This is a genomic window from Streptomyces lateritius (genome assembly GCF_014649715.1).
Taxonomy (GTDB): Bacteria; Actinomycetota; Actinomycetes; order Streptomycetales; family Streptomycetaceae; genus Streptomyces; species Streptomyces lateritius.
In genome coordinates this window covers 452056-462408 of record NZ_BMTO01000005.1, presented here as the reverse complement: position 1 = coordinate 462408, position 10353 = coordinate 452056, and the positions used below count along the sequence as shown (strand labels likewise).

The following is a 10353-nucleotide window of genomic DNA, read 5'->3' as shown; positions in this document are numbered from 1 at the left end:
CACCCGCTGGAACAACTCCCACAACTCGTCCGGCACCAACCGCTCAACGATGCCCACCATGACTCACAGAATACCGAGGCATCCAAATGAGATGGCTTCTTAGGCCCTCCGGGCTGAGGAACACGGCCTTGAACGGCCACGGCCCCTCCAGGTGCCCCACATGTTCCTCTGTGTCATCGGTCAGTACGGCCGTGCGCCCGCCATCGAGGGAGACGACCCAGTAGGCTCCGCCGTCCTCCGGGTCGTAGAACACCTGTATCCGGGCTGCGTCGACACCCGCCTCCAGCAGCGTGCCGATGACGCCGTACCGATGAGCGACGTCGGGCGGGTACGGCGTCTCCCGCCACGTCACCCTGACCGCGGCGGGTGGCACCTGCGCCGGGCGGGTGATGCCTGGTTCGGGGCAGTCGGCGTCTCTCACATGCATGTGGATGTGACCTCCCTGTGGCGGTTACACCGGGCCCCCCACCCTGCCGTACGGATTGTTCTCCCACCAGGGACCGACAGCGGGAAGCACAGTGCGCGGGCCAATCGGCCGCCGGCTGAGGTCAGGCGGAAGCCCGCTCGACGAGACGCGCCAGCGCGCTCGCCAGACCGTGGAGACCGGGGCCCGCGGGGCCTCCTGGCTCGTCCATGTAGAGGTCCCGCCGGATCTCCACCATGAGCGCGGTGACCCTCGGGTCCTTTCCGTAGTACCGAAGCGGCACGTACGTTCCGGCGAACGGGCTGTCCAGGTCTGTGCCGCCGAAGCCCGCGAACGCCTCCCGCGCCGCCTCGATCAACGGAGCGGGTGTGTGACGGGAATCCGTTCCCAGGCAGATCGGCGGCCGCGGGCCGTCGCCGTGGAGCTCGTACGGCAGCGCCTTCGACGGGTACGAGTGGACGTCCAGGATCACGGCGCGCCCGACCGCTCGGAGCCGTTCCCCCACCGCGGCCGTCATCGCCTCCGCGTAGGGGTGGAAGTAGCGCTCTGTCAACGCCTGTCCGTCGAAGTCGGCCGGGCGGAGCTCCTCGCGGTGCGTGGTCTGTGTGTAGACCGCGCCCATGCCCCTCGCCAGCATCTCCTCGCGCTCGTCGGGGAACCGCTCGGGGTCGATGACGAGACGCGAGAGCCGGTTGACGAACCGCCACGGTGTCGTGGGCGTCTGCTCGGCCGCTCTGGCGGCGATCTCCTCCGTGTGCGAGTCGGTGATGTGGTCCAGTTCACGCGCGAGCGCCGGCTCGTCGAGTGTGATGCCGGCGCGGACCTCCGCAGGCACGGCCCGGGAGGAGTGCGGGACATGGAGGATCACCGGGGAGTCCGGTGATCCGGGGTGCAGCCGGAAGGAGTCGGAGGGGCGGGGGGCGGCGGTCATCCGGGTCCTCGCTCTGTGTCTCGGGTCTCGGGTCTCGGGTTCCGGGTCTCGGATTCCGGGTCTCGGATTCCGTGTTCCGGGTTCCGTGTTCCGGATCTCGTGCGGGCGCCCCGGCTCCCTGTGTGCTGGGGGCCGGGACGTACCAGTGTGTTCGCTTCCCCCGCGTCTCACGAGAGGAGCAGTGACCGCCACCGTCGAGCTCGCCGAGTCTGCTCCACCGCCGCGACGTCGGTCGCCTGCTCCTGGTCGTGGCACGGGAGGGTTGGGATCATGTGACGCATGCGGAGTGGGCAGGGACTGACAGAACGTCGCCGAGCGGTCAGTATGGGCTTCATGAGCAATGCAGAGATACACGAGCAGCCGCCGATCTACAGAGGATTGGTGAAGGAACGCGGTGACGTCCTCGTCGAGGCGCGCGAGGTGGCCGAGCAGACCGAGCGTCAGGCGCGGCAAGCGCTGGACTGGAGCGATGTCCGGTTTTCGCGGCACCAGAGGGAGGAGAGCTCATTCTCTCCGTTCCGCTGATGTCCTCGAGGAGCCGCCGCTCGACTGGGCCGGGCGCCTCGGCTCACCAGGTCGGGCACAGGTCGGCGCGGTCGGCCCATGCGGTTGCTTTGACGACTGTGCCGCTGAGGCCCGGCAGCTAGGCTGTCTCGCCCCCGGCGGACTCCCGACGCCAGTGCAGTCGCTGCACTGCCTCCACCGCCTCCCTGCGCCCCTCGGAGTGGGGGCGGTGGAGCCCGTCTCCGGAACATCGCTGATGACATCGCGTCGCGACGCAGATGTGTGCCGTTCAGCGCCGGTGCTGCGGTAACGGCTCCCCCGCCGCGGCCGGCGCGGGTCGCGCCCCGGCTGCCCCCACCTGGTCGGGTGGGCTGTTCACCCCGCCCGGGAACCAAGATCGATTGTCAGTGGTGGGTGAGACGGTAGGAGCATCAAGTCGGAACGAGGGGGAGCCGTCATGTCCGGAAATCAGAACTACATCAATCACGTTGCTCTCGTGCTGGACGCCAGTTCGTCCATGTCGCACCTGAGCCGCAAGGTCGTCGAGGTCGCCGACCAGCAGATCGAGTATCTCGCCCGCCGATCGAGGGAACTGGACCAGGAAACCCGCGTCACGGTGTACGTCTTCGCGGACAAGGTGGAGTGCGTCATCTACGACAAGGACGTGCTGCGGATGCCGTCGCTGAAGCAGTTGTACCGGGTCGGTGGAATGACTGCCCTGCTGGCGGCCGCACTGAAGTCACAGCGGGAGCTGGCGCAGACAGCTCAACTGTACGGCGACCACAGCTTCCTGACGTTCGTACTCACCGACGGGCAGGAGAACGCGAGTCACCGTTGCCCCGACGCTCCCGCCAGGGATCCGCGTGTACTGGTGAAGGCCGTCGCCGAGATGATCGAGACCCAGGAGGACAACTGGACGCTGGCCGTCCTCGTGCCCGACCAGATGGGCAAGCGTGAGGCCATGCAGTGCGGTTTCCCGAAGGAGAACATCGCCATCTGGGACGCCACGAGCACCCAGGGTCTGGAGGAGGCCGGTCAGGTCATTCAGCAGGCCACCGAGAAGTTCATGGTGGGCCGCGCCCAGGGCATCCGTGGGTCGCGGGCGGTCTTCACCACGGGTGCGGAGGTGGTCAACAAGGACACCATCAAGGCGGCCGGTCTCACCCCGGTGAATCCGTCGGAGTACCAGCTGATCCCCGTGGCTCGTGACGCGGCGATCCGGGAGTGGGTCATCGAGAGCGGACACACCTACCGTACCGGTGCTGCGTTCTACCAGCTGAGCAAGTCGGAGAAGATACAGGCGCGGAAGCAGATCGCGGTGCTGGAGAAGAAGACGGACCGGGTGTACACCGGACCCGAGGCCCGAGCTCTGCTCGGCCTGCCGGACGTGGAAGTGCGCGTCAAGCCGGACCACAACGACGACTTCACGATCTTCGTACAGAGCACCAGCGTGAACCGGAAGCTCGTACCGCACACGCGGCTCCTGCTGATGATCTGACGCCTCGGCAGACATCAGCTGGTCCCCGGAGGCTTCGTCGGCTCGGGAGTCTGCGCTGCCCGGGCCGACAGCGCAGGCCCCCTGAAGGTCCCGCGACGACCTGAACCTCCTACGAGAACGTGGCCGGCCGGCCTCGGCGGCACGATGTCCTCGCCGCGCCCTGCCTGGTCGTCTCGACCGAGCGAGCGGGGGAACGTCTGTACCGCCCTGCCCGCGGTGGTCCCTGTTCTCGTGCACGGTGGTCCGCACACCCGGACCAGGAGTAGCCGGTGAGCCCGGCTAGGTCGTGTCCGGAAAGTAGCGCCGTCTGCCCGCAGGGCAGGGCCCGCTGCGTCTGGTGCGTGCGATCGCAAGGCGGAGGGTCGCCCTCGTACCGGGCGTACTCGGGTGATCCCGACAACGCAGCGAGCGTGCGTGCCAGGCGTCGCGGGCCAGGCGCGACTTCACGGACACGGCCTAGCGACGTCGTTCCCAGTCGCTCCGGGTGAGTTCGTACTCGACTTCGCCGTGCTCGGAGCCTTCGATCGCCTCGGGCCAGTCACCGGTGAAGTTCCGCAGGAAGGTCAGGCCGGCCTTCACCATCACCTGCCGGGATCGGTTGTTCACCGCCATGGTGTTCGCGGTGACCCGTTCCACCCCAAGGTCGGTGAACCCCTTCCTGATCAGGGCCCGCGATCCCTCCGTGGCATACCCCTTGCCCCAGGTTGCCTTGTTCAGGCGATATCCGAGTTCGACCACGGCGGCGGTGTGGTCGTCCAGGGGACGGAACTCGAACCAGCCCAGGAAGGTTCTGGTGGCCTTCTCCTCGGCTGCCCAGTAACCGCGCGTGCCGAAGCAAAGGTAGTCGTGCAGGAGCCGCGGCAGGGTCTGGGTCTGGATCGTCTCGCGGCTGGTCGGCTTGCCGCCGTTGATGAAACGCATGACATGCGGGTCGTTGTCCAGCGCGAAGAGGTTGTCGGTGTCCGCGTCGGTGAACGGGCGCAGGACGATCCGTTCGGTTTCCAGGAAGACGTGCATGCCGCGATCATCACTGCCGGCAGCGGGGCCCGCCACCGGATATTCGCAGCGGGGCGCCGGGCCGCCTCGTCGCCCAAGGCCCCGACGTCGGTGCGGCGTTCGCAGGGTTCGGGCTCGTGATGGGTGACGCGTCGTGACAGCAGCCGACGGCCGCTGTTCTCGATCGCACCACAGTGATATGACAGTCGGCTGCGGTCATGGAGTCAGGAGCCGGACGAGCACCGCCCCCGACGTGCCCGCTGTCAACACCGCCCCCAACACGGTGAACACCGTGTCGACCGTCGCCGCGTCCCAGCCCTGGATGGCGAACCGCCGGGGATCTTTCGGATCGTAGCGGACCATCACAAAGGCACCCACGCCGAAGCCACTGCCGACGACCCCGCGGCCGAACCGGGATGCGTACTCGCACGCACGGCCGTCCAGGGTCGTCCAAGCCGCGACCGGGTGGTGATACCTGGCGCCGTCACCTCGTCTGACGTCGTGGCGGACAATCCGCCCCTCGACGGTCACACCTGTCCGACGCAGCGCGCCGGCGCGGCGGAGTCCGTACACCCCGAAGCTGAGGAAGACCACGCCGATCGTCAGCGGGATGAGCGAGAAGAGCCATTCGCGTTCCATGTGTTGTGCGACGTGTGAGTGAGGGTGTCGGTTGCGAGTGGGGTAGGCCGGGGGCGCCGCACCAGAGGCCGCGTCGGAGTCGTCCGATGCGGCCTCTGGCCCGGACGCGACGGTCAGCGCAGTACGGACGAGAAGTTGTCCAGCTGGATCCACGTGACCTTGTTCGTCGTCTGCGGGCCGAAGACCGTGAGGACGCCCTGGGTGTTGGCCTCGACGCGGACCGCGTTGATGCCCAGGTTGTTGTTCCGGGGGCAGACGCCGCGGGTCAACTTGGGCGGGCGGATCGTGGGGGGCAGGGTGCCCAGCTGGGCGTCCGCTGTGAAGGAACAGGTGACCGCGCCGCGCAGTTGCAGGAACTCGGTGCCCGCCATGCGTATGACGCGTGCCTGCGGCGGTGCCGCGGCCTCGGGCGTCACGCCGGGCGCCGGGGTGATCGGTGTCCAGTCGACCACGACCTGGCATCCTTCGACGACGTCCACCGCCGCGGCGGGTGTGGCCGACAGCAGCGGGGCTCCCACGGCGACGGCGGGGGCGGCCAGAGCCGCGCCGAGCAGGGAACGGCGGCTGGTTGTGGGGCTGGGGCGGTTCATGCTCGATCCTCCGGATCGGGTGGGCGGGGAAGCCGGTGGGCGGGTGTCCGGGACGGCGTGCCGTCATCGCCAGGCGACCGAGACGCCGTCGAGATCGATCCAGGTGATGGCGTTGTCGGTGGAGGCTCCGTACGCCCAGAGGGCGCCGTTGACGTCCGCCTCGATCCGGCACACACAGCGTCCGTAGTGGTTGTTGCGCGGCACGTTCTGGCGGATCAGCCGGGTGGGGCGCAGCCGGTGCGGCAAAGTGGCGATCGTACGGTCCGACGTCAGGCCCGGGGAGCAGGTGAGAATGCCGCGCATCTGGAGGTACGTCGTGCCGCCGAGGGCGATCAGCCGGCCGCGCGGGCGCTGGGTGCCGGGCACGACCCCCGCCGCCGGCACGAGGTCCTCCCAGTCCGACAGCACCTTGACGCCGTCCACCGCCGGTTTCGTCGGGTACCAGCTGATCGTGACATCGCGCGCGTACTCGGTGCCGGGGACCGTGTTGCTGAACCCGAACAGCAACCGGGTCTCCTGGGTCTTCGGGTCGACCTCGACGGCGAGTCCCTCCGGCTCCCGCCGCGTGAGGCCGTCGGCGCCCGTCACCACCTGCCGGTCGAGGCGCTCGCCGGTCGTCCACGAGTACGAGGTGAGGAAGGTGACCCCCGGGAACTCACTCGGGATCGTCGGGTCCTTGTCCTTGTCGTACGGCGCCCACTGGTAGACGTACAGGACGTCCCCGAGGGCGGCGAACCCCTGGAAGGTGAGCTTCGGCTTCAGGAGGTACGGCGACGGCACGGCCGGGGTGATGTCCTCGCCGGCGGGCACGGTGAAGGTCGGGCCTGCCGGGACCCACTCTCCGGCGGCGGCCCTCATCAGGTCGTAGCGGGTGAAGAGGCGATTGCCGTCCTTGTGGTACATGACGGTCAGGAGGCGGTTCACCGGGTCGGTCGAGGGCCCGGTACCCGCGGTACTACCGGGCGGAGTGAATTTCTGCTCCTGAGGAATGGTGGCTCCGTCGAGTACCGCGCCGTCGACGAACCGGAACCGCGTGACGGCCTTGCCGAAGGCTGTGCCGCCGCTGGTGACATGGAGCGGGCCGACCTCGGTCCAGACGTAGCTGTCGGCGCCGACCGCCTCCACTCCCATGGCCAGCCCGTGCCCGAAGCCCTTCAGGTGCATGTGACCCGTGCGCACGCCGGTCTGCCGGTCGATGCGGTTGAGGTACATGTTGCCGACCGAGGACGTGGCCGAGCTCTCCACCTGGAGCACGAAGACGTGACCGTTGACGGTGTCCGTCGCGAAGGCCTGTGGAGCCGGGTTCTTCACCAGGTCCACGGTCTGGATGAGCCTCCCGGTCACACCGGACAGGTCGATGCCGTTGGCGTCTGCGTAAGCCATGTTCCCTCCCCCGGGTCCCCCCTGGACCCATTCCGTACGATGATCACATGTGGTCCTGTGTGCGGCGGACGGCAACCCCCAACCTCCGCTGACCTGTTCACTCAGCCTCCTCCGCTTGCTCACCCGTCCGCGTGGAGACGGTCGAGGGCGGCGTCGTAGGCGCGGAGCCGGCTGGAAGGAAGCGGCTGCCAACCGCACCCGAGTGCCGTCGACGGTTCGTGCGGGGGCACGAACTCCCACCCGGCCGGCAGACACGAGACCTGGGCGAAGACCCCATCTGGAAAGTATGATCAAGCGATGTCTGACATGACCGAGACCTCACCCGGCTGGCTGACCACGGACGAACTGGAGACGGCCAGGGCCCGGATGCCCATCCTGTACGTCGAGGCAGTGCCCGTGCGCGTGGACGACAGCGGCGAAGTCACCAGCATCGGACTGCTCCTGCGGATCGGCGCGGACGGAACCATCAGCCGCACCCTGGTATCCGGCCGTGTCATGCACCACGAGCGGGTGCGCGACGCGCTGCTACGCCACTTGGAGAAGGATCTCGGCCCGGTGGCCCTGCCCCGCGTCCCTGCCTCCTTGCAGCCCTTCACGGTCGCCGAATACTTCCCCACGGCCGGCGTCACCGCGTACCACGACCCGCGCCAGCACGCGGTGTCCCTCGCGTACATCGTGCCGGTGACCGGAGACTGCCGGCCCCGGCAGGACGCGCTGGACCTGGTCTGGCTCAGCCCGCGAGAAGCAGGCTCACCGGTCGTGCAGAGCGAGATGCCGGGCGGCCACGGAGTGCTGCTGAAACAGGCTCTCGCGCATGTGGGCCACACGTACTGAAGTCTGCCTGCACGGCCGCCGAGCAACCGGCGCTCCGGATCCAGCGGCAGGAGTTCCCCGCCTGGGCCCGACAGCACGAGGGGGCTGGGACTTCGCTCCCGCCACGTCGGCGGCGGCCAGGCATGGAGGAGCGCGGCGGCGACTTCCTCCAGACGGCCGCCTGGGTACGTCGGCGAGGGAGCCGGTCCTACGACACCACGTGCGACATGGGAGCCGACACCGCGCGCCTGCTCAGACGCGGGAGGGGCTGCCGGTCCGTGATCAGCCTCGTGTTATGAAGGCGCAATGACATGGAAAGAGGGCCGGCGGGTGAAGCTGGCGGTGGACGTCATGCTGACCGGCTCGGTCACCCTGGCCGAGGGCTCCTCGACGGAGGAGGGCGATTCCGTCGGGACGCTGTTCCTGGCGGCGGGGACCGAGGGCACCGTCGTACGGGTGGAACGGCTGGAGGAGGACCCGGGCCCGGACGTACGGGAGTACGAACGACTCAAGTCGCTCCTCGACGGCTTCGGCCCGCAGATGCCCCCGGGAAGCAGGCAGCAACTCGTGGAGCAGGTGGCGGCCCTGGAACCCGCGTGGACCGCGTACCAGGAGGAGAGGCCGCAGGTGACGGTCCGCGTCCATCTCGACAACGGATTCGTCCTCGCCGACGCAAGGGAGGACGTCTTCACCCCGGCCTGAGTCCCGCCCGCTCGACACTCGGCGTCCCTGTGCCGCGCCGCCTCCCAGGCGGCTTCGGCCCTCCCGGGCCGGGTTCACCGGGCGGGGCCGGGGTCCCCGCGTCACCCGCCGGCCTGCGAAGCACCCAGGGGAACGCGCCGAGCGGTGGAACAGCCGATCCGGTGGTTGAGTGGCATTCGGACGTGGCACCAAGAAAGGGTTCTCCATGCGAGTGCGTGATTCCGTGGTCGTGATCACCGGTGCTTCCAGCGGCATCGGCCGGGCCACCGCCGTCGCCTTCGCACGCAAGGGGTGCCCGGTGGTCCTGGCCTCGCGGCGCGCGGAGGCGCTGGAAGCGGTCCGGCAGGAGTGCGAACGCCACCGTGGCGCGGAGGCGCTCGTCGTGCCGACCGACGTCACGGACCCCGGAGCGGTCGACGACCTCGCCCGGCGGGCGGTGCATCGCTTCGGCCGCATCGACGTCTGGGTCAACTGCGCCGCCGTCACCGTGTTCGGTCCCTTCGAGGAAGTGCCCCTGGAGGACTTCCGCAAGGTCATGGACGTCAACGTCATGGGGTACGTGCACGGCGCCCGCGCGGCCCTCCGCGTGATGCGCGAGCAGGGCCGGGGAACACTGATCAACGTCTCCTCCATCGTGGGCTTGGTCAGCCAGCCGTACACCCACGCCTACGGCATGTCGAAGTACGCCGTCCGGGCGCTGAGCTCGAGTCTGCGTCAGGAGCTGCGGCTGGACGGTGCGAAGGACATCCACGTGTGCACGGTGCTGCCGGCCACCATCGACACACCGCTGTTCGAACACGCCGCGAACTACTCCGGCCGCAAGCCCCTGGCGATGCCCCCGGTCTACAGCCCCGAGCACGTGGCGCGAACCATCGTGGGTCTGGTGCGCGCGCCGCGCCGGGAAGTCGTGGCCGGCCCGATGGGCCGTTCCATGGTGCTCGAGTCCAGGCTCATGCCCGGCGTGGCGGAGCGGACGATGGCCCGGCAGGTGGACAGAACCCACCTGTCGCGCGAGGAGTCCGCTCCGGCCGGCCACGGTAACCTGCACGTTCCGGCGCCGGGGACCGGCGCCGCCCACGGCGGGTGGGGCGGGCGCCGCCGCACCGCGATGCGTCGTCTGACCGCCGCCACGGTCCTGGCGGGCGTGGTGGCGGGCGTCGCACGACGGGCCCGGACGCATTGAGCGGCCGAGACGCGCACGAGTTCAGCGCCACGGCGGGTACGACGATTCACGACGGTCGGATCCGGGCTTGCCCGGTGCTCGGTGCACTCGAGGCGTCATCACTCAGGGCCTGTCGAGACCGGGCCGGGTCGGCGAGATCCGGGGATGCGGCCCGGGCGGTCAGTGGGCAATGCATCTCCCACTCCCGTACTCCCCTCGGCGCGGCTCTCAGGGGGTGACGCTGAACAGCATGCGCATGCCGGGGTGTTCCGTGGCCGTCCAGAGCTGATGCGGTGATCCGGGCCAGACGGAGAGGTCTTCGACCCCGATCGCGGACGTCCGGCGGCGGGACGTTTCGACCGACACCAGCCAGTCGATGTCCCCAGCTGCATCCGCCCGGGCCTGCGCGGTCCGCAGCATCCGGTCGAACGTGCCGTCCGCCGCCCAGCGGCGGAAGCGGGTGTGCAGGCTGGCCCAGGATCCCTACTGCTCGGGCACATCCCGCCAGGCCCCCCGGCCCCGGAACTTCCCCACGATCCCGTTGAGCATCGTCCGGTCGTCCAGCCGAGGCCGCCCCATCGACGTCCGAGGCAGCAACGGCCGCCCGAAACCCCACTCAGCATCCGTCAGTTCATGACGACGTATCCCCCGACCACGATCCAGCAGCCGAGATTACATAGACGACAGAACCTAGCAACTCGCCTCGGCGCC

At 69.2% G+C, this 10353-nt stretch carries 12 protein-coding genes; 5 read left to right on the top strand and 7 right to left on the bottom strand.

Annotated features, from left to right (window positions below):
- Window positions 1–548: 548 nt before the first annotated feature.
- Window positions 549–1355 carry an N-formylglutamate amidohydrolase gene (locus IE136_RS13175; protein WP_189600400.1) on the bottom strand — a complete coding sequence of 269 codons (807 nt, stop codon included), beginning with the start codon at window positions 1353–1355 and terminating at the stop codon, window positions 549–551.
- A 333-nt stretch (window positions 1356–1688) separates the two neighbouring features.
- On the opposite strand from IE136_RS13175, the gene IE136_RS13170 reads away from it, so the two are divergent.
- Both IE136_RS13170 and IE136_RS13165 read left to right on the top strand, forming a co-directional pair.
- Window positions 1689–1880: a hypothetical protein gene (locus IE136_RS13170; RefSeq protein WP_189600399.1), complete on the top strand. Its 192-nt coding sequence runs from the start codon at window positions 1689–1691 to the stop codon at window positions 1878–1880.
- Window positions 1881–2316: 436 nt separating this feature from the next.
- Window positions 2317–3357 (top strand): vWA domain-containing protein, encoded by a 1041-nt coding sequence (locus IE136_RS13165; protein WP_158983985.1) that lies wholly within the window; start codon window positions 2317–2319, stop codon window positions 3355–3357.
- A gap of 456 nt (window positions 3358–3813) precedes the next feature.
- Here the strand turns inward: IE136_RS13165 and IE136_RS13160 are convergent, their stop codons facing one another.
- From IE136_RS13160 to IE136_RS13145, 4 genes are all read right to left on the bottom strand, one after another.
- The gene (locus IE136_RS13160) at window positions 3814–4374 is read right to left on the bottom strand and encodes a GNAT family N-acetyltransferase (RefSeq protein WP_189600398.1); all 561 of its coding nucleotides are present in this window, start codon (window positions 4372–4374) and stop codon (window positions 3814–3816) included.
- 195 nt (window positions 4375–4569) lie between these two features.
- Window positions 4570–4947 (bottom strand): DUF3592 domain-containing protein, encoded by a 378-nt coding sequence (locus tag IE136_RS13155; protein WP_189600397.1) that lies wholly within the window; start codon window positions 4945–4947, stop codon window positions 4570–4572.
- A gap of 158 nt (window positions 4948–5105) precedes the next feature.
- The gene (locus IE136_RS13150; RefSeq protein ID WP_158983991.1) at window positions 5106–5582 is read right to left on the bottom strand and encodes a hypothetical protein; all 477 of its coding nucleotides are present in this window, start codon (window positions 5580–5582) and stop codon (window positions 5106–5108) included.
- 63 nt (window positions 5583–5645) lie between these two features.
- A complete protein-coding gene (locus IE136_RS13145; RefSeq protein ID WP_189600396.1) occupies window positions 5646–6965 on the bottom strand; it encodes a hypothetical protein in 1320 nt (439 codons plus the stop codon).
- Window positions 6966–7271: 306 nt separating this feature from the next.
- On the opposite strand from IE136_RS13145, the gene IE136_RS13140 reads away from it, so the two are divergent.
- From IE136_RS13140 to IE136_RS13130, 3 genes are all read left to right on the top strand, one after another.
- Window positions 7272–7799 carry an NUDIX hydrolase family protein gene (locus tag IE136_RS13140; protein ID WP_162467848.1) on the top strand — a complete coding sequence of 176 codons (528 nt, stop codon included), beginning with the start codon at window positions 7272–7274 and terminating at the stop codon, window positions 7797–7799.
- A 285-nt stretch (window positions 7800–8084) separates the two neighbouring features.
- On the top strand, window positions 8085–8480 hold the full coding sequence (locus tag IE136_RS13135; RefSeq protein ID WP_158983997.1) for a hypothetical protein: 396 nt from the start codon (window positions 8085–8087) through the stop codon (window positions 8478–8480).
- Window positions 8481–8685: 205 nt separating this feature from the next.
- A complete protein-coding gene (locus IE136_RS13130; protein ID WP_158983999.1) occupies window positions 8686–9663 on the top strand; it encodes an SDR family oxidoreductase in 978 nt (325 codons plus the stop codon).
- Between the two features lie 207 nt (window positions 9664–9870).
- Here IE136_RS13130 and IE136_RS13125 read toward each other — a convergent pair whose 3' ends face one another.
- Together IE136_RS13125 and IE136_RS36705 are read right to left on the bottom strand one after the other, a co-directional pair.
- Window positions 9871–10062, bottom strand: a complete 192-nt coding sequence (locus tag IE136_RS13125) for a hypothetical protein (RefSeq protein ID WP_158984001.1) — start codon at window positions 10060–10062, stop codon at window positions 9871–9873.
- A gap of 63 nt (window positions 10063–10125) precedes the next feature.
- Window positions 10126–10272 carry a transposase gene (locus IE136_RS36705; protein WP_373309057.1) on the bottom strand — a complete coding sequence of 49 codons (147 nt, stop codon included), beginning with the start codon at window positions 10270–10272 and terminating at the stop codon, window positions 10126–10128.
- Window positions 10273–10353: the final 81 nt, after the last annotated feature.

What these genes read in the sequence shown, in the direction of transcription:
- IE136_RS13165 (WP_158983985.1), top strand. Translation starts at nt 2,317, where the DNA reads ATGTCCGGAAATCAGAACTACATCAATCACGTTGCTCTCGTGCTGGAC.
- IE136_RS13130 (WP_158983999.1), top strand. Translation starts at nt 8,686, where the DNA reads ATGCGAGTGCGTGATTCCGTGGTCGTGATCACCGGTGCTTCCAGCGGC.
- IE136_RS13140 (WP_162467848.1), top strand. Translation starts at nt 7,272, where the DNA reads ATGACCGAGACCTCACCCGGCTGGCTGACCACGGACGAACTGGAGACG.
- IE136_RS13160 (WP_189600398.1), bottom strand. Translation starts at nt 4,374, where the DNA reads ATGCACGTCTTCCTGGAAACCGAACGGATCGTCCTGCGCCCGTTCACC.
- IE136_RS13125 (WP_158984001.1), bottom strand. Translation starts at nt 10,062, where the DNA reads ATGCTGCGGACCGCGCAGGCCCGGGCGGATGCAGCTGGGGACATCGAC.
- IE136_RS13150 (WP_158983991.1), bottom strand. Translation starts at nt 5,582, where the DNA reads ATGAACCGCCCCAGCCCCACAACCAGCCGCCGTTCCCTGCTCGGCGCG.
- IE136_RS13170 (WP_189600399.1), top strand. Translation starts at nt 1,689, where the DNA reads ATGAGCAATGCAGAGATACACGAGCAGCCGCCGATCTACAGAGGATTG.
- IE136_RS13145 (WP_189600396.1), bottom strand. Translation starts at nt 6,965, where the DNA reads ATGGCTTACGCAGACGCCAACGGCATCGACCTGTCCGGTGTGACCGGG.
- IE136_RS13135 (WP_158983997.1), top strand. Translation starts at nt 8,085, where the DNA reads ATGACATGGAAAGAGGGCCGGCGGGTGAAGCTGGCGGTGGACGTCATG.
- IE136_RS13175 (WP_189600400.1), bottom strand. Translation starts at nt 1,355, where the DNA reads ATGACCGCCGCCCCCCGCCCCTCCGACTCCTTCCGGCTGCACCCCGGA.